The 25,857-nt window shown below is 68.6% G+C and carries 24 protein-coding genes and 1 pseudogene; 13 read left to right on the forward strand and 12 right to left on the reverse strand.

Annotated features, from left to right (window positions below):
• Positions 1-66: 66 nt before the first annotated feature.
• Positions 67-216, forward strand: coding sequence for a DUF1127 domain-containing protein (locus tag AC6R2M_RS14820; protein WP_500483430.1), 150 nt, complete (start codon positions 67-69; stop codon positions 214-216).
• A 178-nt stretch (positions 217-394) separates the two neighbouring features.
• Here the strand turns inward: AC6R2M_RS14820 and AC6R2M_RS14825 are convergent, their stop codons facing one another.
• Positions 395-1,261: a prephenate dehydratase gene (locus AC6R2M_RS14825; RefSeq protein ID WP_500487616.1), complete on the reverse strand. Its 867-nt coding sequence runs from the start codon at positions 1,259-1,261 to the stop codon at positions 395-397.
• 6 nt (positions 1,262-1,267) lie between these two features.
• Positions 1,268-1,981 (reverse strand): annotated as a pseudogene (locus AC6R2M_RS14830) (3-deoxy-manno-octulosonate cytidylyltransferase); the annotation flags it as partial.
• A 257-nt stretch (positions 1,982-2,238) separates the two neighbouring features.
• Here AC6R2M_RS14830 and AC6R2M_RS14835 point away from each other — a divergent pair.
• The 11 genes from AC6R2M_RS14835 to AC6R2M_RS14885 all read left to right on the forward strand — a co-directional run bounded on the left by AC6R2M_RS14835 (position 2,239) and on the right by AC6R2M_RS14885 (position 14,567).
• Positions 2,239-3,147: a c-type cytochrome gene (locus AC6R2M_RS14835; protein WP_500483431.1), complete on the forward strand. Its 909-nt coding sequence runs from the start codon at positions 2,239-2,241 to the stop codon at positions 3,145-3,147.
• 220 nt (positions 3,148-3,367) lie between these two features.
• Positions 3,368-5,407, forward strand: coding sequence for an extracellular solute-binding protein (locus tag AC6R2M_RS14840; RefSeq protein ID WP_500483432.1), 2,040 nt, complete (start codon positions 3,368-3,370; stop codon positions 5,405-5,407).
• The gene (locus AC6R2M_RS14845) at positions 5,404-7,284 is read left to right on the forward strand and encodes an extracellular solute-binding protein (protein ID WP_500483433.1); all 1,881 of its coding nucleotides are present in this window, start codon (positions 5,404-5,406) and stop codon (positions 7,282-7,284) included. Before AC6R2M_RS14840 ends, AC6R2M_RS14845 begins: the two co-directional genes overlap by 4 nt.
• Before the next feature lie 33 nt (positions 7,285-7,317).
• Positions 7,318-8,400 carry a microcin C ABC transporter permease YejB gene (locus tag AC6R2M_RS14850; RefSeq protein ID WP_500483435.1) on the forward strand — a complete coding sequence of 361 codons (1,083 nt, stop codon included), beginning with the start codon at positions 7,318-7,320 and terminating at the stop codon, positions 8,398-8,400.
• A gap of 73 nt (positions 8,401-8,473) precedes the next feature.
• Positions 8,474-9,607 (forward strand): ABC transporter permease, encoded by a 1,134-nt coding sequence (locus AC6R2M_RS14855; protein WP_500487617.1) that lies wholly within the window; start codon positions 8,474-8,476, stop codon positions 9,605-9,607.
• Positions 9,608-9,613: 6 nt separating this feature from the next.
• Complete coding sequence (locus AC6R2M_RS14860) at positions 9,614-9,853, forward strand: hypothetical protein (protein ID WP_500483437.1); 240 nt, start codon at positions 9,614-9,616, stop codon at positions 9,851-9,853.
• Positions 9,854-10,026: 173 nt separating this feature from the next.
• Entirely contained in the window at positions 10,027-10,272 is a 246-nt protein-coding gene (locus AC6R2M_RS14865) for a type II toxin-antitoxin system VapC family toxin (RefSeq protein ID WP_500483439.1), read from the forward strand.
• A 2-nt stretch (positions 10,273-10,274) separates the two neighbouring features.
• On the forward strand, positions 10,275-11,330 hold the full coding sequence (locus tag AC6R2M_RS14870) for a cation diffusion facilitator family transporter (protein WP_500483440.1): 1,056 nt from the start codon (positions 10,275-10,277) through the stop codon (positions 11,328-11,330).
• Between the two features lie 5 nt (positions 11,331-11,335).
• The gene (locus AC6R2M_RS14875; protein ID WP_500487618.1) at positions 11,336-12,982 is read left to right on the forward strand and encodes an ABC transporter ATP-binding protein; all 1,647 of its coding nucleotides are present in this window, start codon (positions 11,336-11,338) and stop codon (positions 12,980-12,982) included.
• Positions 12,979-13,626, forward strand: coding sequence for an NUDIX domain-containing protein (locus tag AC6R2M_RS14880; RefSeq protein ID WP_500483442.1), 648 nt, complete (start codon positions 12,979-12,981; stop codon positions 13,624-13,626). Before AC6R2M_RS14875 ends, AC6R2M_RS14880 begins: the two co-directional genes overlap by 4 nt.
• Positions 13,623-14,567, forward strand: a complete 945-nt coding sequence (locus tag AC6R2M_RS14885; RefSeq protein WP_500483444.1) for a 2-hydroxyacid dehydrogenase — start codon at positions 13,623-13,625, stop codon at positions 14,565-14,567. The genes AC6R2M_RS14880 and AC6R2M_RS14885 overlap by 4 nt, the downstream gene beginning before the upstream one ends.
• On the opposite strand, the gene copM is transcribed toward AC6R2M_RS14885, so the two are convergent.
• From copM to AC6R2M_RS14905, 4 genes are all read right to left on the reverse strand, one after another.
• Positions 14,561-14,971, reverse strand: coding sequence for a CopM family metallochaperone (copM, locus tag AC6R2M_RS14890; RefSeq protein WP_500483446.1), 411 nt, complete (start codon positions 14,969-14,971; stop codon positions 14,561-14,563). The genes AC6R2M_RS14885 and copM overlap by 7 nt on opposite strands.
• A gap of 65 nt (positions 14,972-15,036) precedes the next feature.
• The gene (locus AC6R2M_RS14895; RefSeq protein ID WP_500483448.1) at positions 15,037-15,909 is read right to left on the reverse strand and encodes a C40 family peptidase; all 873 of its coding nucleotides are present in this window, start codon (positions 15,907-15,909) and stop codon (positions 15,037-15,039) included.
• Positions 15,906-16,256, reverse strand: a complete 351-nt coding sequence (locus AC6R2M_RS14900) for a MarR family transcriptional regulator (RefSeq protein ID WP_500483450.1) — start codon at positions 16,254-16,256, stop codon at positions 15,906-15,908. The genes AC6R2M_RS14895 and AC6R2M_RS14900 overlap by 4 nt, the downstream gene beginning before the upstream one ends.
• An 84-nt stretch (positions 16,257-16,340) precedes the next feature.
• Positions 16,341-17,717, reverse strand: coding sequence for a leucyl aminopeptidase family protein (locus AC6R2M_RS14905; RefSeq protein ID WP_500483452.1), 1,377 nt, complete (start codon positions 17,715-17,717; stop codon positions 16,341-16,343).
• Positions 17,718-17,895: 178 nt separating this feature from the next.
• On the opposite strand from AC6R2M_RS14905, the gene AC6R2M_RS14910 reads away from it, so the two are divergent.
• Positions 17,896-18,702 carry a tetratricopeptide repeat protein gene (locus AC6R2M_RS14910; protein WP_500487619.1) on the forward strand — a complete coding sequence of 269 codons (807 nt, stop codon included), beginning with the start codon at positions 17,896-17,898 and terminating at the stop codon, positions 18,700-18,702.
• Positions 18,703-18,802: 100 nt separating this feature from the next.
• Here AC6R2M_RS14910 and AC6R2M_RS14915 read toward each other — a convergent pair whose 3' ends face one another.
• Genes AC6R2M_RS14915 through AC6R2M_RS14940 form a run of 6 tightly spaced genes read right to left on the reverse strand, consistent with a single transcriptional unit; the run spans position 18,803 to position 25,856 of the window.
• A complete protein-coding gene (locus tag AC6R2M_RS14915; RefSeq protein ID WP_500483454.1) occupies positions 18,803-19,783 on the reverse strand; it encodes a type II secretion system F family protein in 981 nt (326 codons plus the stop codon).
• A 46-nt stretch (positions 19,784-19,829) separates the two neighbouring features.
• Positions 19,830-20,825, reverse strand: coding sequence for a type II secretion system F family protein (locus AC6R2M_RS14920; RefSeq protein ID WP_500483456.1), 996 nt, complete (start codon positions 20,823-20,825; stop codon positions 19,830-19,832).
• Between the two features lie 4 nt (positions 20,826-20,829).
• Complete coding sequence (locus AC6R2M_RS14925; RefSeq protein ID WP_500483458.1) at positions 20,830-22,281, reverse strand: TadA family conjugal transfer-associated ATPase; 1,452 nt, start codon at positions 22,279-22,281, stop codon at positions 20,830-20,832.
• Between the two features lie 52 nt (positions 22,282-22,333).
• Positions 22,334-23,620, reverse strand: a complete 1,287-nt coding sequence (locus AC6R2M_RS14930) for a CpaE/TadZ family protein (protein ID WP_500483460.1) — start codon at positions 23,618-23,620, stop codon at positions 22,334-22,336.
• Positions 23,620-24,276 carry a CpaD family pilus assembly protein gene (locus tag AC6R2M_RS14935; protein ID WP_500483462.1) on the reverse strand — a complete coding sequence of 219 codons (657 nt, stop codon included), beginning with the start codon at positions 24,274-24,276 and terminating at the stop codon, positions 23,620-23,622. Before AC6R2M_RS14935 ends, AC6R2M_RS14930 begins: the two co-directional genes overlap by 1 nt.
• Entirely contained in the window at positions 24,273-25,856 is a 1,584-nt protein-coding gene (locus AC6R2M_RS14940; RefSeq protein ID WP_500483464.1) for a type II and III secretion system protein family protein, read from the reverse strand. Before AC6R2M_RS14940 ends, AC6R2M_RS14935 begins: the two co-directional genes overlap by 4 nt.
• Position 25,857 lies beyond the last annotated feature (1 nt).

Consider the following 25,857-nt stretch of genomic DNA (forward strand, 5'->3'; position numbering starts at 1 on the left):
CGTTCAATTGGGCAGCCATGCGAATTATCTCATCGGTCAAGGAACACGCCTTTCTGGAACCGACCGATGATCAACCGCCTTGCCGCCCGCCTGAAGAACTACCGCAACTACTCGCGCAGCGTTCTCGAGCTCCGCTCGATGGACGACCGCATGCTCGCCGACATCGGCGTGATGCGCGGCGAGATCGGTCGCGCCGTCCGTCACGGCCGCGGCTGAAGACTGCCTCGAACGCAGCCGTTCGGGATTGCCGAGCCCCCGCCCGCGCGGGGGCTTTTGCGTTTCTGAGAGGCTCTTCAGCATCGGCTTGAAAATCGAAGTCGATTTTCGGAAAGCCTGATGCGTCGATTCAAAGAGATAGAACGCCCTTCGTGCGTCCGTTCGGACGCACGGCACTCTAGTTCCGCTCGGGCGCAGCCGGGTACACGCCGAGGATGGTGAGCTTCTTGGTGAAGAAGTCGAGCTCCTCCAGCGCGTTCGCGACGCCCTGGTCGTCCGGGTGCCCCTCGATGTCGGCGTAGAACTGCGTGGCGGTGAACTGACCGCCGATCTGGTAGCTCTCCAGCTTGGTCATGTTGACCTTGTTCGTCGCAAAGCCGCCCAGCGCCTTGTAGAGCGCTGCCGGAATGTTGCGCACCTCGAAGACGAAGGTCGTCACCGTCGGCCCGTTGCCGGACGGCGCCCAGAGGTCGCGCTCCCCCTCCCCCGCCCGCGACAGCACCACGAAGCGCGTCGTGTTGTGCTCGGCGTCCTCGACGTTCTCGGCCAGGATCGTCAGGCCGTAGAGCTCGGCCGCAAGGCGCGGGGCGAGCGCGGCGACGTCGCTCTCCTCCATCTCCGAGACGAGGCGCGCCGCGCCCGCCGTGTCGCCCGAGACGACCGGACGCCAGCCGTTGGCACGGAGGATCGTCCGGCACTGGCCGAGAGCGTGGACGTGGCTGTGGACCTCGCGGATGTCGGCCATCGCCGTGCCGGGCTTGGCCATCAGCTGGAAGCGGATGGGCAGGAAATACTCGCCGACGATGCGCAGCCCGCTCGGCGGCAGCAGGTGGTGAACGTCCGCGACCCGGCCCGCGAGCGTGTTCTCGATGGGGATCATGGCGAGGTCCGCCTCGCCCTTCGTCAGCGCCGCGAAGGCGTCCTCGAAGGTCGGGCAGGGCAGCGGCGTGAGATCCGGATAGCAGTTCCGGCAGGCCGTGTCGGAATTGGCGCCGAACTCGCCCTGGAAGGCGATGCGCCCGGTCGGCCCGGCGAGGGGCGACAGGCGGCGGCGCGCCTCCTCCAGCTGGACGGGCGTGTCGACGCCGAGCGGAACCGTGTCCACCACCGCCGCGTCGATGCGCATGCCGGCCTCCAGCGCGCGCAGCTGCTCTAGGCTCTCCCGGCGCTCGAGATCAGACGGACCGAGCGCGACGAAGCGCTCCAGGGCGCGGCGGCGATAGGCGTAGACGCCGATATGATGAAGGAGCTCGCCCTCGCCGGCCGGCGCGGTCGCTCGGGTGAAGTAGAGCGCGCGCAGACGCCTCGCCCCGATCGCCGAGCCGACGAGCTTGACCACGGCGGGATCGTCGCGCTCGCGCTCGTCGCTGATCGGGGCCGCGAGCGTCGCGATGTCGCACTCGGGCTCGGCGCGAAGAGCCTCGACCACGGCGCGCAGCGATGCCGGCTCGATCGTCGGCTGGTCGCCCTGCAGATTGACGACGATCTCGACCTCGCTTTGCGGGTCGAGGATGGTCAGAGCCTCGAAGGCGCGGTCCGAGCCCGAGAGGTGATGCGTGCCGGTCATCACCGCCTCGAAGCCGGCGGCCTCCACGACGCGCCGGACCTCGTCCGTATCCGTGGCCACGACCACACGTCCGATCCCGGCCTCGCGCGCCCGCTCGCAGACATGCAGGACCATCGGCCGCCCGCCGATCTCGGCGAGGGGCTTGCCGGGCAGACGCGTGGAGGCCATGCGGGCGGGGATGAGAACGAGAACGGTCATGGGGCTCGTCTGGATCGCTGCCGCTCGGACGGGCGGCGGTGGCTGGAAATGCAACAGAGGTCTCGGACAATGCGCCGCGAACGCTTGATCCGACCGCGCGGCAATGCCAAGAACAATTCCAGGCTCCGTGTCCGCGGCGCCTCGTGGGAGGGCTTACAGCTGTTGCCTCGATAGGGCAAAGCCCCTAGCTTCCCGCGCGTTTCGAAAGCGTCACGTCGGCCGTGCCCATGCCGGCCGATCAGGAGCCCGCCGTTTCCATGGATTCATTCGAGGCCAACAAGATTTTCGGCGCCGTTCTGGGCACCGTGTTCGTCCTCTTCGGCGGCAGCCTCCTGGCCGAGAACATCTTCCATTCCTCCGTGCCCCAGCAGCCGGGCTACGTGATAGAGGCACCGGAACCCGGCGAGGGCGGCGTGGTCGAAGAGGTCGCGGCGGTGCCCATCGCGACCCTGCTGCAGACGGCGGACGCCGAGGCCGGCGCGACGGTGTTCCGTCGCTGCCAGTCCTGCCATTCGAACGAGGAAGGCGCGCCCGCCGGCGTCGGTCCGCACCTCTGGAACGTGGTGAACCGGCCGATCTCCGAGGATCCCGGCTTCTCCTACTCGACCGCCATGGAAGCCTTCTCGGAGGGCGCGACGGTCGTCTGGGACTACGAGCACCTGAACGGCTTCCTGACCAATCCGCGCCAATACGTGCCGGGCACCTCCATGGGCTTTGCCGGCATCTCCAACGATTCGGACCGCGCGAACCTGATCGCCTATCTGCGCACCCTGTCGAACGATCCGGCGCCGCTTCCCGAGCCGCCGGCCGAGGAAGCGGCCGCGCCCGCCGAAGGCGAAGCCGCCGCCGAGGGCGAAGCCGCGCCCGCCGCCGAGGGCGAGGCCGCCCCGGCCGAGGACGTGACGACGCCGGACGCGACGACCGACCCCAACAACACGCCGCAGATCCCGGCCTCGACCGACCCGCGCGCCTCGGGCGCCGCACCGATCTCCGAGACCCCGCCTACGACGGGTCAGGCGACCGATCCGGAAGCCGCCGAGCCGAACGTGCAGGCGCCCGCCGAAGGCGGCGAGGCACCGGCCGAGGGAGAGGCGCCCGCCGAGGCTCCGGCCGCGGGCGATGCCGAGGCTCAGCCGCAGGGAACGACGATTCTGCCCGCGCAGTGACCGGCAGGACCCTCCGCTCGAAGTGATTTTCCGGACCCGGCCCTCGTGCCGGGTCTTTTCGTTGCGGGGCCCGGGCGCCGCCGGTTGCACCCACGGTGGACAGACGGCGGAGCGCGGTTAAACTTTCGTCATCATCGCCCGTGGCCGAAGGAAGGCCACAATGGACGACCTTGCTGACATCCCGCGCCCGATGAGCGCGCGCGATCTTCCGGAGACGTGAATGACGGTGCCCTCCTCCACCCTGCGCCTCCTCGGCCTGTCGGCGCTCCTGTCCTGCGCCCTCGCCGGCTCACCTCTGGCGCAGGAGGCTTCGGCACCGGACGCGGCGGAGGCCTCGCAGGGAGCGGAAGGGGAGGATGGGGCGGCGGAGGCGGCGGACACCGCGCCGGTGATGGGCGAATGGATGACGTCGTCGGGCATCATCGAGCCTTCGAAGTACCCGGCGGATTTCCCGCACTACGACTACGTCAACCCGGACGCGCCGAAGGGCGGAACGCTCAACTCGATTCCGACCGGAGAGACCTACGACAGCTTCAACCCGTTCATCGTAAGGGGAACGCCGGCCTTCGGCATCGCGACCTTCGTCTATGACGGGCTGATGACGCAGTCGACAGACGAGCCGGGCGTCAGCCATGCGCTGATCGCCGAAGCCATGCGCTTTCCCTCCGACTATTCCTCCGTCACGTTCCGCCTCGATCCGGAGGCGCGCTGGCACGACGGCGAACCGATCACGGTCGAGGACGTGATCTGGAGCTTCGAAACCCTCACCGAGATCAATCCGCTCTACGGCAACTACTACCGCAACGTCATCTCGGCCGAGGAGACCGGCGAACGCGAAGTCACCTTCCGCTTCGACCAGACGAACAACCGCGAACTCCCCAACATCATGGGCGACCTTGCGATCCTGCCGAAGCACTGGTGGGAGGGCACGGATGCGCAGGGGCGGCAACGCGACGTGACGCAGCCCTCCCTGGAGCCACCGCTCGGCTCGGGTCCGTACCGCGTCGGCGCCTTCACGCCCGGTTCGTCGCTGATCTACGAGCGGGTGCCCGACTACTGGGCTGCCGAGAAGGGCTCGCAGAAGGGGCGCTATAATTACGATCGCATCCGCTACACCTACTTCCGCGACCAGAACGCCGAATGGCAGGCGTTCACGCGGGGCGGGTACGAAGACTACCGGGTCGAGTATCGCGCGCAGCTCTGGGCGCAAGGCTACAATTTCCCGGCTTTCCAGGACGGCCGCGTGGTGCGGGACGAATTCCCGGACGGCGGCGTACAGCCGATGCAGGGCTGGGCGCTCAACACCCGCCGCCCGCAGCTCGCGGACCCGCGTGTTCGCCAGGCTCTGACGCTCGCCTTCAATTTCCAGGAGCTCGACCGCAACCTCTTCTACGGCCTCTATGCCCGGATCGAGAGCTACTTCCAGAACTCCGAGCTCGCCGCGACCGGCCTGCCCGAAGGACTTGAGCTGGACATCCTGAACGAGGTTCGCGACGAGATCCCGCCGGAGGTCTTCACGGAGCCCTTCACGCTCCCGGACTACAATCGCCCCGGCGCGGAGCGGGAGTATCTCCGGCAGGCCTTCGAGCTTCTGCAGGAGGCCGGCTGGCGCCGCCAGGGCTCGCAGCTCGTCAACGAGGCGGGCGAGCCGTTCCGCGTCGAGTTCCTGGCACGGGACCAGAACGCGACGCGCACCATCGAGCCCTACGCCAACTCGCTCCGCCGTCTCGGCATCGATGCGACGATCCGGGTCGTCGACCTCTCCCAATATGTCGCTCGGGTCCAGAACTTCGACTTCGACATCGTCTCGGCCGTGCTGGCGCAGTCGCTCTCGCCCGGCAACGAGCAGCGCGACTTCTGGTCGAGCCGGGCCGCGGACCAGCCGGGCTCGCGCAACGTGGCCGGCATCCGCAATCCCGCAGTGGACAAGCTGATCGACAAGATCATCTTCGCGCCCGACCGCGAGACCCTCGTCGCGGCGACCCGGGCGCTCGATCGCGTCCTTCTGTGGAACTTCTACCTCGTGCCGCAATGGCGAAACGACAAGCACTGGATCGCCTGGTGGACGAAGCTGGAGATGCCCGAGACCCAGCCCGAATACGCCGGCTACGACCCCTATTCCTGGTGGATCCGTCCCGACGCGGCGCCCGATGCCGCGCCCGAGCCGGAAGGTCTGCCGGAGGGCGCCTCGCCGCCGGCCGATGACGTCGAGCCCGGCGGTCTGACGCCCGAGGCGCCGGGAGAAGGTGCCGGCCAGTGACCGCAGCGCTCGGACGCCTCACCCGCCGCCACTTCGGCCAGCTCGCCCTCGGGCTGGCGACCAGCGCGGCCCTGCCGCGCTTGTCCTTTGCGCAGGTGCCGACCGAGACCCCGCTGCACGGGCTGTCGGCCTTCGGCGATCTCAAGTACCCGGCCGACTACGCCCGCTTCGACTATGCGAACCCGGACGCACCCACCGGCGGGCGCATCGTGATGACGGTCCCCTACTGGTACTTCAACCAGTCCTCGACGACCTTCGACACGCTCAACACCTTCGTCCTGCAGGGCAACGCACCCCCCCGTATCGAGCGCCTGTACGAGGGTCTGATGACCTCCGCATGGGACGAGCCCGACGCCCTCTACGGCTGCCTTGCCAAAACCGTCACCATGTCGGCGGACCGCAACCTCTTCACATTCGAGCTTCGGCCGGAAGCACGCTTCTCCACCGGCGAGGCGCTCAAGCCCGAGGACGTCGTCTTCTCCTACGAGACGCTGAAGGCGGAAGGGCATCCGCAGATCTCGACGCTTCTGACCGAAGTCGTCGAGGTCCGGGCCGAGGGCGAGGACAGCGTCTCGATCCGCTTTTCCGGCGAACAGACCATCGCGACGGTCCTTTCCGCTCTCACGATACCGATCCTTCGGGCCGGCTTCTTCGAGGGACGGGAGTTCGCGCGCACCGGCATGACCGAGATTCCGGGAACGGGTCCCTCGCGCGTCGGCGCCTACGAGCCTGGCCGATTCATCGAATACGAGCGCCGCGACGACTACTGGGCCGCGGACATGCCCTTCGCGCGCGGGCTCGACCACTTCCAGACGCTGCGGGTGGAGTTCTTCCGCAACCGGCAGGCCGAACTGCAGGCGTTCCAGGCGGGGCTCGTCACCTACCGGCAGGAGTTCACGACTGCCGCCTGGGCGACCGAGTACCGTTTCCCGGCGGTGACGCAGGGACGCGTCAAGCTCAACGAGTTCCCGCGCTGGCGCCGGCCGTCCTTTCAGTGCTGGGCCTTCAACCAGCGGCGTGAGCGCTTCGCCGATCCACGCGTGCGCCGGGCGCTCAACCTCTGCTTCGACTTCGAGTGGACCAACGCGAACCTGATGTACGGGCTTCGCATCCACAACGATTCGCCGTTCGAGAACTCCGAGTTCAAGGCCGAAGGAGTACCCTCTTCGGAGGAACTGGCGCTGCTCGAACCCTTGCGCGACCGCTTGTCTCCGGAGGTCTTCGGGGAGGTCTGGATCCAGCGGGTGACGGACGGCTCGGGTCGGGACCGGCAGGTCCTGCGGGAAGCTTCCGACCTTCTGGCAGAGGCCGGATGGACGCGTTCCGGACGCGGGCTGGTCAACGCGGCCGGCGAGACCTTCCGTCTCGAATATCTGATGAGCGATCCCGAGCAGGTGCGCGTCTACGGCCCGATGATCGAGAATCTGCGGCTCGTCGGGGTTCAGGCGGAAGCCCGGGTGGTGGACGCCGCGCAGTATCAGTTGCGCCGCGCCTCCTTCGACTTCGACATGATCCTGACGGCCTACGGTCTCCTCCCGACGCCGACGGCCGACTCGCTCTCCTACATCTTCGGCTCGCGCTCGGCGCAGCAGCAGGGGTCGTGGAATCTGGCTGGCATGGCGGACCCCGCCGTAGACGAGCTGATCCGAGCGGCGGGACGCGCACAGAGCCGCGAAGAGCTGGTGACCGCGATCCGCTGTATCGACCGCGTCGTGCGCACGGAACTCTATTGGGTCCCCAATATCGGCGCGTCGGCGGACAATGTCGCCCATTGGGACATGTTCGGCTACGCCGAAACACGGCCGGACTATTTCGCGCCACCCGAATCCCTCTGGTGGTACGACGCGGACAAGGCTCGCGCCATCGGCCGAGGATAAGCGGGTCCGAGAACCGCACGACGAAAGGCCGATATGGGCGCCTACATTCTGCGACGACTGCTCCTGATGGTGCCGACTTTGTTCGGCATCCTCGCGATCTCCTTCGTCGTCATCCAGTTCGCCCCCGGCGGTCCGGTCGAGCAGGTGATCGCGCAGTTGCAGGGCACGGCGGGCGACCGGCTGGGGGGCGGCGGATCGGACTTCCAGGCGCAGGGGACGGGCGCGGAGGCCTCCGGCTATCGCGGCGCGCAGGGGCTGGACCCGGCCTTCATCGCGCAGCTGGAGCGCCAGTTCGGCTTCGACAAGCCGCCGCTCGAGCGCTTCGGCATCATGGTCTGGAACTTCCTGCGCTTCGACTTCGGCGAGAGCTACTTCCGCTCGATCTCCGTCATCGACCTCATCATCGAGAAGCTGCCGGTCTCCATCTCGCTGGGCCTGTGGATCTCGCTCCTCTCCTACGGCATCTCGATCCCGCTCGGCATCCGCAAGGCGCTGAAGGAGGGGTCGAGCTTCGACACCTGGACGAGCGCGGTCATCATCGTCGCCTACGCGATCCCGGGCTTCCTCTTCGCCATCCTCCTCATCGTGCTCTTCGCCGGCGGCTCCTTCCTCGACTGGTTCCCGCTGCGGGGCCTGACCTCGGACAACTGGGCGCAGCTCTCCTGGCCCGAGCGCATCCTCGACTATCTCTGGCACCTGACGCTGCCGCTTCTGGCGCTGGCGCTCTCGGCCTTCGCCACGACGACGCTTCTGACCAAGAACTCCTTCCTCGACGAGATCCGCAAGCAGTACGTGACGACGGCGCGCGCCAAGGGCCTGACGGAGCGCCGCGTCCTCTACGGGCACGTCTTCCGCAACGCCATGCTGATCATCGTGGCGGGCTTTCCCGGCGCCTTCATCGGCGCCTTCTTCACCGGCTCGCTCCTCATCGAGACCATCTTCTCGCTCGACGGGCTGGGGCTTCTCGGCTTCGAATCGATCTACCGCCGCGACTATCCGGTGGTGTTCGCAACCCTCTACATCTTCTCGCTCATCGGCCTCGTGACGACGCTCATCTCCGACCTCACCTACACCTGGATCGATCCGCGCATCGACTTCGAGAAGCGGGAGGTCTGAGGTGACGACGGTGAACGAACGCCCGCTGCCCGAAGAGGCCAAGGCCGCCGACGCGCAGGCCGATTCCGCCGCGATCGCGCAGGCGGCCCCGGCCGCGCAGACGGTGAGGCGCCAGCGGATCTCGCCGCTCAACCGGCGCCGCTGGGAGAACTTCAAGGCGAACCGGCGCGGCTTCTGGGCGCTCTGGATCTTCCTGGCGCTGTTCGGCGCCTCGCTCTTCGCCGAGTTTCTGGTCAACGACCGACCGATCCTCGTCCAGTACCAGGGCGAGTACTACTACCCGACCTTCGTCGACTATCCCGAAGAGGTGTTCGGCGGCTTCCTGCCGGTGACGGACTATCGCGACCCCTTCGTGCAGGAGGAGATCGCGGCGAACGGCTGGGCCATCTGGCCGCCGATCCGCTACTCCTACCGCTCGGTGAACAACGACATCCCCTCGCCCGCACCCTCTCCGCCCGCCTGGACGATGACCAAGGAGGAGCGCTGCCAACGTTACCCGCTGGGGGCCGAGGACCCCAACTGCACCTTCGGCAACATGAACTGGCTCGGCACGGACGACCAGGCGCGCGACGTTCTCTCCCGCCTCGTCTACGGCTTCCGCATCTCGGTCCTGTTCGGGCTGATCCTGACGGCGGCCTCGGCCGTCATCGGTGTCGCGGCCGGCGCGGTGCAGGGCTATTTCGGCGGCTGGGTGGACCTCTCCTTCCAGCGCTTCATCGAGATCTGGTCGGCGATCCCGGTCCTCTACCTCCTGCTCATCGTCGCCGCGATCCTGCCGCCGGGCTTCTGGGTGCTGCTCGGCATCATGCTGCTCTTCTCCTGGGTGGCCTTCGTCGGCGTCGTGCGGGCCGAGTTCCTGCGCGCGCGCAACTTCGAATACGTGAACGCGGCCCGCGCGCTGGGCGTGAACGACTTCACCATCATCACCCGGCATCTCCTGCCCAACGCGATGGTGGCGACCCTCACCTTCCTGCCCTTCATCCTGAACGGCTCGATCACGACGCTGACCTCGCTCGACTTCCTGGGCTTCGGCCTGCCGCCCGGCTCGCCGTCGCTCGGCGAGCTCCTGGCGCAGGGCCGCAACAATCTTCAGGCGCCCTGGCTCGGCATATCCGGCTTCGTGGTATTGTCAGTGATGCTGTCGCTGCTCGTCTTCGTCGGCGAGGCCGTGCGCGACGCCTTCGATCCGCGCAAAAGCTTCAGGTGAGCTGAGATGGGACCGGCCAGGAAGATCGTTCTGGAGAACTACCCGGTGGACAAACTCCCGGAGGATTTCCGCATCGACAAGACGCTCGGCGACCGGGTTCGGATCACGATCGAGCAGGAAGCCGGCGACGACTGGTCGCCGCTTCTGGAGCGTATCAGCCGGTATCATCGCGACAACCCCGGTCAATCGATCACCACCGAGGAGGCCGTCGCCCGAATCCGGAAGCTCCGCGACGAATGGGACTGACGTGGTAGCCATCTATTGGGACGCTAACGCCCTCGTGGACGCCGTGGAAAAAGAAGGCTCCGCCCTGCCACGCGTCATGGCGCGGCTGCGGTCGAAGGGCTGGTCGCTGTTGACGAGCGAACTCTCGATCGCCGAAGTGCTCGTCGTGCCGATCCGCCAGGAAGGCGGAGCTGATGGCGATCTACGACGAGCTCCTCGGGAACGGCAGGCTCGTCGCGACGATTCCGGTGGACCGAGCCGTCCTGATCGAAAGCGCGGCGGTTCGGGCACGGTCCAGCCAGAAGCTTCCCGACTCCATCCACGTCGCGACCGCCAGCCTCGCCGGCTGCCGCTTCCTCGTCTCCTCCGACAAGGGCCTCCGCCTTCCCGAAGGATTGGACCGCGTCGCGATCGAAGACGCCGAAACGATCGGAACCTGAACATGACCGGCCATTCGCACGATCACGCCCACGACCATCACGACCATTCCGGCGGCAGCCGCTCGCGGATCGGCTGGGCGGCGGTCCTCACCGGCTCCTTCATGGTCGCCGAGGCCGTCGGAGGCCTGATCTCGGGATCGCTCGCGCTTCTGGCCGACGCGGGACACATGCTGGTCGACTTCGCCGGCCTCGCGCTCGCCTATTTCGCCATCGTCCTCGCCGCCCGGCCCGCGACCGCGCGCCGCACCTTCGGCTACCAGCGCCTGCCCGTGCTGATCGCCTTCTCCAACGGCCTCGTCCTCTTCTTCATCGCCGCCTGGATCATCGTGGAGGCGGTGCGGCGCCTGAACTCCCCGGTCGAGATTCTGGCCGGACCCATGCTGGCGGTCGCGATCGGCGGTCTCGTCGTCAACATCGCGGCCTTCTTCATGCTGCATGGCGGCGACCAGGAGGACCTGAACCTTCGCGGGGCGCTCCTCCACGTCATGGGCGACCTTCTCGGCTCGGTCGCGGCCATCGCCGCCTCCCTGACGATCCTCTACACCGGTTGGACGCCGATCGACCCGATCCTGTCGGTCCTCGTTTCGCTCATCATTCTGGGCAACGCCTACCGGCTGGTGAAGGCCTCCGCCCACATCCTCCTGGAAGGGGCGCCGGCGGGGGTGGAGGCGGCGGAGATGCGGGACCGGCTCGCAGCCGCAGTTCCCGGCCTTTCCGACATCCACCACGTCCATGTCTGGACCATCGCGCCGAAGAAGCTGGCCGCGACGCTGCATGCCCGCATGGCCGAGGGAGCGGACGGCGCGCTCGCCGTGCGGGCGCTCAAGCGGGAGCTTTCGTCCGCCTACGGCATCAGCCACGCGACCATCGAGATCGAGATCGGCGACGGCCCCTGCGCGGACGGAACCCATCACGGCCACGGCTGCGATCACGACCACGCCGACCACGACCATCCGGCCCCTCGCGCCGCGCACCGACACCCGCACGACGATGCCCATCGTCACGACCATGACGGTGCCCATCGTCATGCCCTCACCGCCGCCGGAGCCCCCGCTTGAGCGCCATGCCCGAGATTTCGCCGAAGGTCGCACCGCTCCTGTCGGTGCGCGACCTCTCCGTCGCCTTCCACCAGGGCGGGCGCACCACGACGGCCGTCGACCGCGTCTCCTTCGAGATCGGGCAGGGCGAGACCGTCGCGCTCGTCGGCGAATCCGGCTCGGGCAAGAGCGTGACCGCGCTCTCGATCCTGAAGCTCCTGCCCTATCCGGCCGCCAGCCACCCGTCCGGCGAGATCGTCGTCGGCGACACGGATCTGCTGAAGGTCGACGACAAGGGCCTGCGGGCCGTTCGCGGCAACGAGATCTCGATGATCTTCCAGGAGCCGATGAGCTCGCTCAACCCGCTGCACACGGTCGAGCGGCAGATCGGCGAGGTGCTTCGCATCCATCGCGGCATTTCCGAGCGCGAGGCGCGGGCCCGCACGCTGGAGCTCCTGACCCAGGTCGGCATCCGCGATCCCGAGACGCGGCTGAAGAGCTTCCCGCACCAGCTCTCCGGCGGGCAGCGCCAGCGCGTCATGATCGCCATGGCGCTCGCCAACGAGCCGAAGCTCCTGATCGCCGACGAGCCGACGACCGCGCTCGACGTGACCGTGCAGGCGCAGATTCTCGCGCTTCTCAAGACGCTCCAGACCGAGCGGCGGATGGGGCTCCTCTTCATCACCCACGACCTCGGAATCGTGCGCAAGATCGCCGACCGGGTCTGCGTGATGTACAAGGGCAAGATCGTCGAGGAAGGGCCGACCGCCCGCATCTTCGCGGAGCCCGAACATCACTACACCAGGCACCTTCTGGCCGCCGAGCCGAAGGGCCGCCCGCCCGCCGCCAACGCCAATGCGCCGCTGGTGATGGAGGCCAAGGACCTGAAGGTCTGGTTCCCGATCAAGACCGGGCTGATGCGGCGCACGACCGGCCACGTGAAGGCGGTGAACGGGATCGATCTCTCCGTCCGCGCCGGGCAGACGGTGGGCGTCGTCGGTGAATCCGGCTCGGGCAAGACGACGCTCGGCCTCGCCCTCACGCGCATGATCGCCTCCAAGGGCGAGATCCGTTTCGAGGGGCAGCGGATCGACGACCGATCCTTCAAGGCGATGCGCGAATTGCGCTCGGCGATCCAGATCGTGTTCCAGGACCCCTACGGCTCGCTTTCGCCCCGCATGTCGGTCGCCGACATCGTGGCCGAGGGGCTGGAGGTCCACGAGAAGCGCATCGGACCGGACGAGCGGGACGCGCGCGTGGTCGACGTGCTGCGCGAGGTCGGTCTCGACCCCGAGACGCGCTTCCGCTACCCGCACGAGTTCTCCGGCGGCCAGCGCCAGCGCATCGCCATCGCGCGCGCCATGATCCTCAAGCCGCGCTTCGTCATGCTCGACGAGCCGACCTCCGCGCTCGACATGAGCGTGCAGGCGCAGGTGGTGGACCTCCTGCGCGACCTGCAGAGGAAGCACGATCTCGCCTATCTCTTCATCAGCCACGATCTGAAGGTCGTGCGCGCCCTGGCGAACGAGGTGATCGTCATGCGCGCCGGCGAAGTGGTGGAGCGCGGCACCTCGGACGAGATTTTCGAGCGACCGAAGACCGACTACACCAAGGCCCTGATGGCCGCCGCCTTCGACATCGAGGCGGTGCCGACGGCGGCGGTCGCTTCGTGAGGGACGGTTTGCCAGGCGACGAGCCGCTCGATTTCAAGATCGTGTCGGAGGAGCATCTGGCGGGCGATTTTCGGCCGCTGAAGACGCTGGCCGTCGAACACGCCTCGCTCTCGGGCGGGGCGCCGCACCGCTTGAGCCGCGAACTGGTGCGGGCGGGAACGGCGGCGGCGATCCTTCCCTACGACCCGAAAACCGATTCCATCGTCGTCATCCGCCAGTTCCGGATCGGCGCGGCCTTGGCGACCCCGCACGCCGCCCCGCTGGAGCTCCCGGCGGGTCTTCTCGACGACGGCGAAAGCCCGGCCGAGGCGGCGCGGCGCGAACTCTTCGAGGAGACCGGACTGGAGGCTCGGGCGATGGAGGAGGCCTTCACCATCCTGTCCTCGCCCGGCCTCACCGACGAGGCGATCGTCGTCTTCCTCGCCCTCGTCGACGCTGCGAAGCTGGCGGGAACGGCCGGCATGGCGGAGGAGAACGAGGACATCCTGCCGCTCGCCTTTCCGGCGCGCGACCTCATATCCGCCTGTGACGAGGGGCGCATCGCCAACGGCTTTCTCTTCGCGGGCCTGCAATGGTTCGCCCGCCGGGGACGCGAGCGCGCGGACCGCCTCTCGCGGGCGTGGAACGGGAGACCAGCGACGTGACGATCCTTCTATCGGTGACCGGCTTCGAGCCGACCCGCTGGCTGCGGGCCCTGAAGCAGCATCTTCCGCAGGAGACCGTCGTCACGCGGCCCGAGCGCGCCGACGATCCGGCCATCGACTACGCCATCGTCTGGAAGCAGCCGCCCGGCGTTCTCGCCGATCTTCCGAACCTCAAGGCGATCTTCTCGCTGGGCGCGGGCGTCGATCACATCCTCGCGGACCGCACCGTGCCGCCGGAGCTGCCGATCGTGCGCATCGTCGCACCGGATCTGACGAGCCGCATGAGCGAATACGTGCTCTGGCGCGTGCTCGACCATTTCCGCAAGGGCATGACCTATCGCTCGCAGCAGTCGCGCCGGCTCTGGAACGAGCGCCTTCAGCCCTCGGCGGGCGAGGTGACGGTCGGCATCCTCGGTCTCGGCGAACTCGGCCGGGATGCCGCCCGCAAGCTCAATCTCGTCGGCTTCCAGATCGCCGGCTGGAGCCGCCGGCCGAAGAACCTGCCCGGCGTCGAGACCTTCCACGGCACCGACGGCCTGAAGGCCTGCCTTTCGGTCTCCGACATCATCGTCGTCCTTCTGCCGCTGACGCCCGACACGCGCGGACTGATCGACGACGACTTCCTCAGCCATCTGAAGGGCGAGACGCCGCTCGGGCGCCCCGTCCTCATCAATGCGGGCCGCGGCGGGCTGCAGAGCGATTCGGCCATCCTGCGCGCCCTCAACGACGGACGCCTGATGGAGGCCTCGCTCGACGTCTTCGAGCGCGAACCGCTGCCGCGCGACTCGGCGCTCTGGCGTCATCCGCAGGTCTTCATCACGCCGCACGCGGCCGCCTCGTCCGAACCCGAGGCGCTGGTGCCCCTGATGGCGCGGCAGCTGGAGGCCCATCGGCGCGGTGAGGCGCTGACGAACCTCGTGGACCGGAACGCCGGCTACTGAGCCGGCGCTTCTGCGTCCGGCGCGTTCTTTTCCAGCCATTCGCGCATCACCGCGATCTCGGCCTCCTGCGCCTCGACGATCTCCTCGGCCAAGGCCCGCATTTCCGGATCGTCGCCGTGTTCGAGGACGATGCGGGCCATGTCGATCGCGCCCTGATGATGGGGGATCATCGATCGGGCGAAGTCGATATCCGCGTCCCCGGTGAGTTGGACCGCCATGTTCTCGTGCATCGCAGCGTTCGCCGCCTCGAAGGCGGACCGGGCGTCGGCCTCCGATGTCGTTGCCGAAGCGCCGTGGCCGGCGTCATGGCCGGCGCCGTGGCCGGCCGAATGGTCCGTGCCTTGCGCGAGCGCGAGGGCGATGCCGGCCAGGAGGAACGGAGCGGCGAGAAAAGCGGCTTTCATCACAAGGTCTCCCGTGAACGCGAAGTCGGAAACCGTTGCAGGTAGGGCTTCCCCCTGCGGGAAGGTCAAGCCGCCTGTCTAAGATGCTCCGGCGCCCGGCGGACGGACGTGACGGGCGAGCCCCTCGCGCCGATGCGCGCCACCGCCTCGTCCAGCGGCTCGATCGCCGTCATCATGTGATGGGCGTTGGCATGGAGAAGCCGGGCTTCGTCGAGCATGATGCCGACATGGCCCTTCCAGAAGACCAGGTCGCCGCGCTGCCGGGGCGCGGCCGGGTCGATCTCGATCGCCCACGCCTCCTGCATGTCGGAATCGCGCGGCGCGGCGATGCCGGCCATGGCGAGCGCCATCTGCGTCAGCCCCGTGCAGTCGATCCCGAGCACCGACTTCCCGCCCCAGAGATAGGGCGCGCCCAGGAACCGCTCGGCCACGGCGACGAAATCCGGCGCCACCTCGGATGAAGGGGAAAGATGCTGCGCGACGACCGCGCCGAAGGGCGCGACCAGCCGGTAGTCGGCATTGTGGTCGCTCGCCTCCCCGATGATGGCGACGCGCGCGCCCATGGGCAGGGCGTCGAGCGGCGGCGCCTTGATGTCGGGGGCGGGGAAGACGAAGGTTCGTGGAACATGGACCTTGAACGGCAGGTCCCCGGTCGCCGGACCGAGCGCCTCGGTCGGCATGAAGCCGACATAGGAATCGGCCTCGAGCTGGACGAGCGACCAGCCCTCATCGCCCGTCTGGAAGATGAGGACGGCCTCGCCGAACAGCGCCTGCGTTTCCAGCGGCGCGTCGCTCGCCGGTCGCCTGCGAAGGTCGGCGATCGGAACGCGGACGTTGGCGCGTCGCCCTTCGACATAGCGTGCGGCCTCGACGCGGCCCTTCAGCCGCACGTCCGCCCAGTCCTCGCCATAGGCGTGGATGCGCTTGTCCAGGCTCATCGCGGCAGGCCCGCCGCTTCCTCCACCATGCGATCGGCGAGGCGCGAGACGTAGAGGCTGCCGGCGACCGTTCGCCGGATCAGGACGTTGCGCCGGTCCTCCGGGTCGCGTCGGCGCTCCAGAAGGTCGAGCCGGCCCATCGTGTCGAGGGCACGGGTGATGACGGGCTTGGTCACGTTCAGCTTTCCGGCAAGGCCGCGCACCGTGTGCGGCGGCGGCTCCAGATAGACGGTCAGGAGAAGCGCGGTCTGGCGCACGGTCAGATCCTGCTCCGCCTCGCGCGACTGCCGCAGCGCATTGCGGTGCATCAGCCGCAAGGCTTGCGCGGGACGCATCTCGATGCCCATCGCGCCGCCTCCACAGCTTTCGTTTCGGACCCGGTCCGGAACGCTATGCGGGTTCGCGCAAGCGCGCAAGGGCGCCGCGAACCGTCAGTCCAGCGCCGCGATGACGCGGGCCAGCGCCCGGATCCCCTGCGCCTCGCCGCCGACAGGGCCGGTCGGGCCCGCCTTCGGCCGCCAGCCATAGACGTCGAGATGGACCCAGGAACGGGCCCGTTCCACGAAGCGCTGAAGGAAGAGCGCCGCCGTCACCGAGCCCGCCATGCCGTCGCTGGTGACGTTGTTCGTGTCGGCGATCTTGGAGGAGAGGTTGCCGGCATAGGGACGCCAGAGCGGCATCCGCCAGAGCGGGTCGAAGAGCTCGCCCGACGCCTTCGCGATGTTCGCTGCGAGCGCGTCGTCGTCTGTGTAGAAGGGCGGCAGGTCGGGGCCGAGGGCGACGCGCGCCGCGCCCGTCAGGGTCGCCATGTCGATCAGGAGGCGCGGCGCCTCCTCGTCCGCGAGCGCCAGGGCATCGGCGAGGATCAGCCGGCCCTCGGCGTCGGTGTTGCCGATCTCGACCGTGCGCCCCGCGCGGCTCGTCAGCACGTCGCCGGGCCGGAAGGCGTTGCCGGAGATGGCGTTCTCGACCGCCGGGACCAGCACGCGGAGGCGGACCGGCAGGCGGGCGGCCATGACGAGACGGGCGAGCCCGAGAACGTTCGCCGCCCCGCCCATGTCCTTCTTCATCAGGAGCATGCCGGAGGCCGGCTTGATGTTGAGACCGCCCGTGTCGAAGGCGACGCCCTTGCCGACGAGCGTGACCTTCGGCGCGTCCGCAGCGCCCCAGGACAGGTCGATCAGCCGGGGCGCCTCGGCGCTGGCGCGGCCGACGGCGTGGATCATCGGCAGGTTCGCGGCCAGAAGCTCGTCGCCCACGACGGAGGAGACGTCCGCGCCGAAGGCTTGAGCGAGTTCGCGCACCGCCGCCTCGATCCCGGCCGGGCCGAGATCGTTGGTCGGCGTGTTGATGAGGTCGCGGACGAGATGCGTCGCGCGGGCGGTCTCGACGACCGATGCGACATCGGCGCCCTCGACGAAGAGACGCGCCGCCACCGGAGCGGAGGGGGCGAGATAGCGTTCGAAGCGGTAGCCGCCGTTCAGGACGGCGAGCGCGGCGAGATCGGGGTCGAGCGCGTCGGAACGCGACAGCGTCCAGTCGCCCGCGGGCAATGCGGCGGCGAGCGCGCCGGCCAGCATGGACCGCTCGGCCCGCTGCATCCGCTCGGCCTTGCCGAGGCCGAGCAGCGCGGACGCCGCCTCCCCCGCGTCGCCCGGCACGAGCAGCACCTCGCCCGCGCCCCCCGTGAACCGGCTGGCCTTGGCCCAGGCGCGCGTGGCGGGCGAGAGCTCGTCGAGCGCGTTCTCGTAGACGGGTGTGACGGGGCGTGCGCCTTCGGCGGCACGGTCGGCGAGGCGGTCCTGCATGGTTCGGCGGTCCTTCCGGTCTTCCAGACTGCAGCTGCTATCGCCTGCCTGCTTAACGGACCGTTAGGGTTAACGAAATATGGTCGGGCGGCGAGCGATCCCCGGCCGAGACGGCCCGGCGGACGTTCATCCGTTTCACGGGAGACGATCGATGACGAGACCGGTACCGGCGATCCGCATGTTTGCGCGCGCGCTCGCTCCGTCCCGTCCGATCCTCGGCCTTCTGGCCGCCGCGCTCCTTTCGGGCTGCGCCAACACCTCTTCCATGCACACCGGCTCGATCGCCTCGCGCCAGGCCGAAGCGGTGCTGCCCGCCGAACGCGTCGCCTCGATGAGCGCGGCCGAACTCGACACGATGACGCGCGCCTACGGCGCCTCCTACGAGACCAACCCGCAGGACAAGGCGACGGGCATGGCCTATGCCTCCAGCCTTCGCATGACCGGACGCAACGACCAGTCGCTCGCCGTCATGCAGCAGATGGCGATCGCCCATCCGCAGGACCGCGATGTTCTGGCCGCCTACGGCAAGGCGCTGGCCGGAGCGGGCGAGCTGGAGAAGGCGCTGGACGCGGTGCGCCGGGCGCAGACGCCGGACCATCCCGACTGGGGGCTCCTGTCCACGGAGGGCGCGATCCTGGACCAGCTCGGCCAGACGGGGCCGGCCCGCGTCCTCTTCCAGAAGGCGCTCGACATCCGCCCGAACGAGCCGTCGGTCCTCTCCAATCTCGGCATGTCGTATCTGATGGCCAACGACCTCGCGAACGCCGAGCGGGTTCTCGCGACGGCCGTCGTGCAGCCGGGCGCGGACAGCCGCGTGCGCCAGAACCTCGCCCTCGTCGTCGGGCTTCAGGGCCGTTTCGATGAAGCGGAGCGGATCGCGGCGGGCGAGCTTTCGCCGGAGGAGGCCGCCGCCAACATCGCCTATCTGCGCGGCGTCCTGTCCCAGCGCAACACCTGGGCCGAACTGGAACGCGACGGCGCCTGAGCGCCCCTCTCCCCGAGCGCTCCCGAAAGACGAAAGCCCGCGCCGGATCCCGATCGATCCGCGACGCGGGCTTCTTCCGTCCCCGACCCGGCGACGAGCGTCAGTTCAGCCCCATGCCCTGGATCACGGCCGGGCCGAGGATGACGGCGAAGAGCACCGGCAGGAAGAACAGGATCATGGGCACGGTGAGCTTGGGCGGCAGCGCGGCGGCCTTCTTCTCGGCCAGGGCCATGCGCATGTCGCGGTTCTCCTGCGCGAGCGTGCGCAGCGCGGTTCCCAGCGGCGTTCCGTATCGCTCGGCCTGGATCAGCACGACGCAGACCGTGCGCACCGATTCCAGATTGGTGCGCTTGGCGAGATTCTCGTAGGCCTGGCGGCGATCCGGCAGATAGGAGAGCTCCGCCGTGAGGAGCACGAGCTCCTCGGCCAGCGGCACGGACTGGATGCCGATCTCGTTCGCCACCCGCCGGAAGGCGGCCTCGGCGGAGTTTCCCGATTCCACGCAGATCAGCAGAAGGTCGAGCGCGTCCGGAAAGGCGCGCGTGATCGACTGGCTGCGCTTGGCGGCCTGGTTCTTGATGTAGAGGACCGGCGCGTAAAAGCCGGCGAAGCCGATGACGATGCAAAGGGCCAGCCGGACGAGCCCGCCCCAGTCCTGCAGGAGGCCGAGCCCGAAGACGTAGGCGAAGGCCAGGAACAGGAACAGCACCGGGAGGCACACGCGCGCGAAGAGGAAGACGGTCAGCGCGTTCTGCGATCGGTAGCCCGCGACGCGCAGGCTCTGGATCGTCTGCTCGTCGGCCAGGGCGCGCTTGAGGTCGAGCGCCCGCACGACCCTGGCGGCGATGCCGTCGTCGGGACGTCGCTGGCTGCGGCCCTTGCCCTGCTCGTTGGCGAGGCGCGCCCGCTCTCGCGCGCGCATCTTGTCGCGCTCGATGGCCACCGCCTTCATGCGGCTCTTCAGCTCGTTGCCCGCCAGGATCGGCAGCGCGAAGGTGACGAGCGAAAGGAAGACGGCGAGCGAGGCCAGCGCCCCCACGAGGATGCTGGGCGAGATGCCGTAGGCGTCGAGAATGTCCATCGTCCCCTCCGATCCGTGGAAACGAGCCCACGCCGGCCATCGATCTTCAGAAGTCGAACGCGATCATCTTCTTCATCACCAGCACCCCGATCATCATCCAGAAGAGGGAGCCGGCGAGAATGAGATTGCCCGTCAGCGTGGTGAAGAGGAGCATGATGTAGGCGGGCGTCGTCAGGAACACGAAGAACATGACGAGCGGGGGCAGCGCCGCGATGATCGCGCCCGACGCCTTGGCCTCCATCGACATGGACTGGATCTTGGCCTTCATCTTCTTGCGGTCGCGCAGCACCCGGCTGAGATTGCCGAGCGCCTCCGACAGATTGCCGCCGGCCTGGCTCTGGATCGCGATGACGATGGCGAAGAAGTTCGTCTCCGTCAGCGGCATGTTCTGGTACAGCCGCTCCACCGCCTCGGAGGTCGGCAGGCCGAGCGCCTGCGCCTCGACGACCCGGCGGAACTCGGACGCCACGGGCTCCTTGGCTTCCGTCGAAATCATCCGCAGCGTGTCGTTCAGGGGCAGGCCCGACCGGATGCCGCGCACGATCACGTCGATCGCGTTCGGAAACTCCTCGATGAAGAGGGCCTGGCGCTGCAGTCGCCGCCGTCGCAGGAACCAGCGGGGCAGGCCGAGCGCGGCCGACACGCCGACCAGAAGGGCGACGAGAAGCGAGAGGTTCAGGGCGAGGGCGAAGAAGAAGGCGAAGAGACCGACGCCCGTGCTCGCGCCGATGAAGGCCGGCAGGCCGATCGAGAGGCCCGCCTGCTGGATGCGCCGCTCCAGCGTCATGTGCGAGACGGCCTTGTCGTGCTGCTTCTGCTTGTCCTCGACCGCCTTGAGCGAAGCGTGGAGGGTGCGGCGCCGCTTGGCGATCTCCTGGTTGCGCTCGCGCAGGCTGCGCCGCGCCTCAAGGGTCGAGGACGGACCCTTCATGTGCGACAGGCGGTTCTCGGCGCGCTTCTCCATCGCGATGGCGGGCTGCAGCACCACATAGGCCAGCGACCCGACCGCCACGCCCGTGAGGAGCACGAAGAGCAGGATCATCGGATCACGAGGCCCCCGACACCGCTTCCGACGCGTCGAGGGCGGCCGCGAGCCGGTTCTCCTCGTTGAAGTAGCGCGCGCGGTCCCAGAAGGCCGGACGGGCGATGCCCGTGGAGCGGTGGCGGCCGAGCAGCTTGCCGCGCGAGTCCTCGCCCATGATCTCGTAGACGAACAGGTCCTGCGTGGTGATGACGTCGCCCTCCATCCCCGTGACCTCGGTGATGTGGGTGATGCGGCGCGAGCCGTCCCGAAGGCGCGCGGCCTGCACGATGACGTCGACCGAGCCGACGATGATCTCGCGCACGGTGCGCGGCGGCAGCGAATAGCCGCCCATGGCGATCATCGATTCCATGCGGTTGAGGCATTCGCGCGGGGAGTTGGAGTGGATCGTCCCCATCGAGCCGTCGTGGCCGGTGTTCATCGCCTGCAGGAGATCGAAGACCTCCGGGCCGCGCACCTCGCCGACGATGATGCGCTCGGGCCGCATGCGCAGGCAGTTCTTCACGAGGTCGCGCATGGTGATCTCGCCCTCGCCCTCGATGTTGGGCGGGCGCGTCTCCAGCCGCACGACATGCGGCTGCTGGAGCTGCAGTTCGGCCGAGTCCTCGCAGGTGATGATGCGCTCGTCGGCGTCGATGTAGCGCGTCAGGCAGTTCAGCAGCGTCGTCTTGCCCGAGCCCGTGCCCCCGGAGATGACGACGTTGCAGCGCACGCGCCCGATGATCTCGAGGATCGTCGCGCCCTCCGGCGTGATCGTGCCGTAGCGCACGAGCTGGTCGAGGGTGAGCTTGTCCTTCTTGAACTTTCGGATGGTGAGCGCCGCCCCGTCGATGGCGAGCGGGGGCGCGATGACGTTCACGCGGCTGCCGTCGGGCAGGCGCGCGTCGCAGATCGGCGAGGTCTCGTCCACGCGCCGGCCGACCTGGCTGACGATGCGCTGGCAGATGTTCAGAAGCTGCTGGTTGTCGCGGAAGCGGATGTTCGCCTCCTCGATCTTGCCGCCGACTTCGATGAAGGACTGGCGCGAGCCGTTGATCATGATGTCGGAGATGTCGTCGCGTTCCAGCAGCGGCTGCAGCGGCCCGTAGCCGAGCATGTCGTTGCAGATGTCGGCGAGCAGGTCCTCCTGCTCGGCGATCGTCATCGCGAAGTTCTTGATCGCGATGATCTCGTTGACGATGTCTCGGATCTCCTCCTTCGCCGTCTCCGCGTCCAGCTTGGCGAGCTGCGCCGGATCGACCGTGTCGATCAGCGCGGTGAATATCTGCGTCTTGATCTCGTAATAGCCGTCGGCGCGCCGCGGGCCCTTCGCGGGCGCGGGCTCGGGACGGGCGGCAGGGCGCGGCTCGGCCGCGCGTGCCGCCGGAACGTCGGCGACCGCAGGCGTGGCAGGCGCCGACGCCGGCCGTTCGGCGGGCGCAGGAGTTCCCGACGCGGGGCCGCGTCTACCGAACATCACCCGCCCTCCCCTTGCATCGAACCCCCGTCATGTCCGCCATCTCGTCCGCTCAGGCCCGCTTGCGCCGCACGAGGTCGAGCAGCATCGCCGCGCCCGTGCGCTGGGAGCGCTTCACCAGGGAGCGGCCCGTCACCAGATGGGCGAGATCGCGCATCGCCTCGTTCGCCGCATGTTTGGGCTCGGTCTCGGCGATCATCTGCCCGTTGTTGGCCGAGGTGCCGAACAGCTGCGGATCGAAGCCGATCGTCGCGGCGGCCTCCAGACCGATGGCGTCGAGGAATTCGCCGGCCGGGATCTCCGGCCGCTTGGGCGCGCCCACCTGATTGAGGACGATGCGCGGCGCCGGATCGTTCGGCCGCAGGACCTTGAGCGTATCGGCGAAGTTCTTGGCATTGCGCAGGTTCGCCAGATCCGGGATCGCGGTGAGCACGATCTCGTCGGCCTGCCGCAGCACCGAGCGCGTCCATTCGTTCCAGACATGGGGCACGTCGAGGACGACGACCGGCGTGGAGCGCTGCGCCGCCTCGATGAGGGCGGCGAAGGCATCGCCGGAAAAGTCGTAGGTGCGGTCGAGGACGGACGGCGCGGCCAGAAGCGACAGATGCTCGGCGCAGCGCACGAGCAGGCGGTCCAGAAGGATTTCGTCCAGCCGGTCCGCGGAGGACACCGCTTCCGCGATCCCCTGCGGCGGGTCCTGGTCGAAATTGATGTTGGCCGTGCCGAAGGGCAGGTCGAGATCGGCCAGAACGACCTCGGCGGAGAAGAGTCGCGCGATCGTCCAGGCGACGTTGTGCGCGATGGTGGATGATCCGACGCCGCCCTTGGCGCCGACGAAGGCGAGGGTCCGCCCGAGCGGAGCCGCCTCGTCGTCGACGAAGATGCGCGCGACGGGCTCCAGAATGTCGACGAGCGAGACGGGCGAGACGAGATATTCGGATATCCCGCGCTGCATCAGCTCGCGATAGAGGCGAACGTCGTTGTGGCGCCCGATCACGAGCACCCTGGTGCCCGCGTCGCAATGCTGCGCCAGCGCTTCCAGCTCGGCGAGCAGCGCATCGGGGTCGAGGGCGCTTTCCAGGATGATGAGGTTCGGCGTCGAGGCGCCGGCGTAATGCGCGCAGGCCGCCTTGATGCCTCCGTTCTGGACACGCACCTGAGTCTTGGCCATGCGCCGGTCCCGGCCGGCCTCCTCGATGGCCTCGTAGGTCTGGGCGGTCTCGACGAAGGCCTGGATGGAGATGCGCGGCAGGGGCCGCATGGCGCCGATCGCCGGGCCGGCCGCCTCGTCCAGATCGATCTGCGCGGCATGCGCGCCCGAGGATGCGAGAGAGGCCATCAGTATTTCACCTCCCCGGAGACGGGAAACGGAGCGCCGGCGCGATAGCGCCCAAGCGCGCTGGTGCGGCGCGAGGCGTCGATCTCGCTGCGTCCGCGCGGGGTCAGAAGGTCCTGCGGATCGGCGATCTGCGCGGCGAGGTTCGACTGGCTGGCGCAGCCGAAATTGAAGTAGTTGCGGTTCTCGTGGGTCGAGGCGAGGTCCTCCGGCCAACGGCCGCAAGGAGCGACGCTCGCCTGGAGCGAGGAGAAGGCGAGGCGCAGCGGCACCGGCCCCGAGATGCCGCCCGTCGGATAGCTGGAGACGAGGATCCTGTCGTGCGGCACGCCGTTCGCCCGCAGGCGGGAGACGGCATCGACCGCCGCGAGCCGGGCCGCCGACTCGTTCAGCGATCCGACCGGCACCATCACGCGGATCGCGGCGGAGCGGGCATGGCGGAAGCGGCCGGCGAACTCGTCGATGCGCGAGGCGGAGCCCAGCGTCAGCTTGGTGTCGCGCGAGGTGACCGGAATTTCGAGAACGCTCTCGCCTTCCGAGACGACGATCGGATGCTGCGTGCGGTAGTCCGAGGGGACCGCGCCCACCTCGATGTTGTGGACGTTGGCGCAGCCGGCCAGAAGGGTGGCCGCGACGAGGGGGGTGAGCAGCCGAATCATTTGTAGATGTATCCGACATGGCCGTTGTAGCGGCCGGGAGGAAGGTTCGTCTCGGTCGCTCCGTAGACGCGGTTGATGCGGCCGAGAAAGTTGGCAGAGCCGTCCGAGGTGAAGGCGAGCCCGTCGTCGGGGCGCGTCAGCTCCTGCCGCGCGACCGGCCGCACCAGATAGGGCGTGACGATGACGACGAGCTCCGTCTCGTAGCGCTGGAAATCCCTGGAGCGGAAGAGCGTGCCGAGGATCGGCAGGCGCGACAGACCGGGGAAGCCGGAGACCACCTGCCGCACCTCGTCGCGCACCAGACCGGCGATGACGAGGCTGCCGCCCGAGGGGAGTTCGACGGTGGTGTCGGCGAGGCGCTTGCGGATGCCGGGCACGTTGAGCCCCGGCGCTACGCCGCCGGGAATGGTGAAGGGCGATTCGAACGTCGGTTCGGAGACGGCGGTGCGAACCTTCAGGCTGATGCGGCCGGGACCGAGAACGACCGGCGTGAAGTCGAGACCGATGCCGTAATCGACCTGGCGGGACTGGTACTCCACCGACGGGGGAGAGACATCGTAGCCGATGATCGCTCCGTTCTGCCCGAGGATGGGCGTGCGAGTTTCCGGTGTCTCGCGCTTGCCGGAAGCAATGGCGAACTCGCCGCCGACCAAGAAGCTCGCGCTCTCTCCCGAGATCGCCGTCAGGCTCGGCTCGGCGAGCGTGCGCATGACGCCGGCCTGCTCCAAGGCCGAGAGCTGGGCCGTGATCCCGTTGCGGCCTCCCGAATTGAGGAGGGAGCCGCCCGAGGTCGTGATCGCCTTGCCCAGGCCGAAAGGATTGTCGCCGATCGCGTTGAACGCGATGCCGTCGATCGAACCGGCGCCGATCCCGTCGATGCCGAGCTGCTTGATGATCGAGCGCTGGACCTCGGCGACCGTCACCTTGAGCGTGACCTGATCCTCGCCCTGGATGTCGAGAAGGTTGACGATCTGCGAGCGCTGACGGGTTTCGGCGGCCTGCGAGACGCCCGAGCCGAGCCCTGCCGCGGCCTGGCCGGAAGCGGCGACGATATACTGGCTCGTCGTCGCCTCGCCGCCCGCTACGTAGATCTCCGCCAGACGCACGGCCTGCGCGGCGTCCTGCGGCGTCATCACCGTGCCGGTCAGAACGACGTTGTCGTTCAGCATCTCGGCGCGCACCTCCGCCGTCGGCAGGAAGCGGCGGATCGTGTCCTCCAGCCCGGAGATGTCCCGCTCGACACGGATGTCGAGAACGGCGATCTCCTGGCCGGTGCCGTCGAAGACGAAGATGTTGGTCTGCCCGATGCGCTTGCCGAAGATGTAGATCCGGCGCGCGGTCCGCGTCACCGCGTCCGCGACGGCGGGATTGGCGACGAGGATGTCGTGCGCGTCGCGCGGCAGGTCGATGACGCGCGACTTGTCGAGGCCGAGCGAGATGGACTGCTGCGGCCGCGTGACGGCGACGATGGCGCTGTCCTGCGCGCGGACGGGCGCGGCCGAAAGGCAGCTCAATCCTGCCAGCGCGGCCAGGGCGAAGGCGCGAAGGGAAATGGGGCGGAGAGGCTTCATCGTCGACATC

This window comes from Aureimonas sp. CAS (assembly GCF_059838215.1).

Bases quoted from the DNA above. Each gene is read 5' to 3' on its own strand.
- AC6R2M_RS14940 (WP_500483464.1), bottom strand. From the start codon at position 25,856: ATGTCGACGATGAAGCCTCTCCGCCCCATTTCCCTTCGCGCCTTCGCC.
- AC6R2M_RS14935 (WP_500483462.1), bottom strand. From the start codon at position 24,276: ATGATTCGGCTGCTCACCCCCCTCGTCGCGGCCACCCTTCTGGCCGGC.
- AC6R2M_RS14865 (WP_500483439.1), top strand. From the start codon at position 10,027: ATGGCGATCTACGACGAGCTCCTCGGGAACGGCAGGCTCGTCGCGACG.
- AC6R2M_RS14840 (WP_500483432.1), top strand. From the start codon at position 3,368: ATGACGGTGCCCTCCTCCACCCTGCGCCTCCTCGGCCTGTCGGCGCTC.
- AC6R2M_RS14895 (WP_500483448.1), bottom strand. From the start codon at position 15,909: ATGAGCCTGGACAAGCGCATCCACGCCTATGGCGAGGACTGGGCGGAC.
- AC6R2M_RS14835 (WP_500483431.1), top strand. From the start codon at position 2,239: ATGGATTCATTCGAGGCCAACAAGATTTTCGGCGCCGTTCTGGGCACC.
- AC6R2M_RS14860 (WP_500483437.1), top strand. From the start codon at position 9,614: ATGGGACCGGCCAGGAAGATCGTTCTGGAGAACTACCCGGTGGACAAA.
- AC6R2M_RS14910 (WP_500487619.1), top strand. From the start codon at position 17,896: ATGTTTGCGCGCGCGCTCGCTCCGTCCCGTCCGATCCTCGGCCTTCTG.
- AC6R2M_RS14850 (WP_500483435.1), top strand. From the start codon at position 7,318: ATGGGCGCCTACATTCTGCGACGACTGCTCCTGATGGTGCCGACTTTG.
- AC6R2M_RS14905 (WP_500483452.1), bottom strand. From the start codon at position 17,717: ATGCAGGACCGCCTCGCCGACCGTGCCGCCGAAGGCGCACGCCCCGTC.
- copM (WP_500483446.1), bottom strand. From the start codon at position 14,971: ATGAAAGCCGCTTTTCTCGCCGCTCCGTTCCTCCTGGCCGGCATCGCC.
- AC6R2M_RS14900 (WP_500483450.1), bottom strand. From the start codon at position 16,256: ATGGGCATCGAGATGCGTCCCGCGCAAGCCTTGCGGCTGATGCACCGC.
- AC6R2M_RS14870 (WP_500483440.1), top strand. From the start codon at position 10,275: ATGACCGGCCATTCGCACGATCACGCCCACGACCATCACGACCATTCC.
- AC6R2M_RS14930 (WP_500483460.1), bottom strand. From the start codon at position 23,620: ATGGCCTCTCTCGCATCCTCGGGCGCGCATGCCGCGCAGATCGATCTG.
- AC6R2M_RS14915 (WP_500483454.1), bottom strand. From the start codon at position 19,783: ATGGACATTCTCGACGCCTACGGCATCTCGCCCAGCATCCTCGTGGGG.
- AC6R2M_RS14920 (WP_500483456.1), bottom strand. From the start codon at position 20,825: ATGATCCTGCTCTTCGTGCTCCTCACGGGCGTGGCGGTCGGGTCGCTG.
- AC6R2M_RS14925 (WP_500483458.1), bottom strand. From the start codon at position 22,281: ATGTTCGGTAGACGCGGCCCCGCGTCGGGAACTCCTGCGCCCGCCGAA.
- AC6R2M_RS14875 (WP_500487618.1), top strand. From the start codon at position 11,336: ATGCCCGAGATTTCGCCGAAGGTCGCACCGCTCCTGTCGGTGCGCGAC.
- AC6R2M_RS14820 (WP_500483430.1), top strand. From the start codon at position 67: ATGATCAACCGCCTTGCCGCCCGCCTGAAGAACTACCGCAACTACTCG.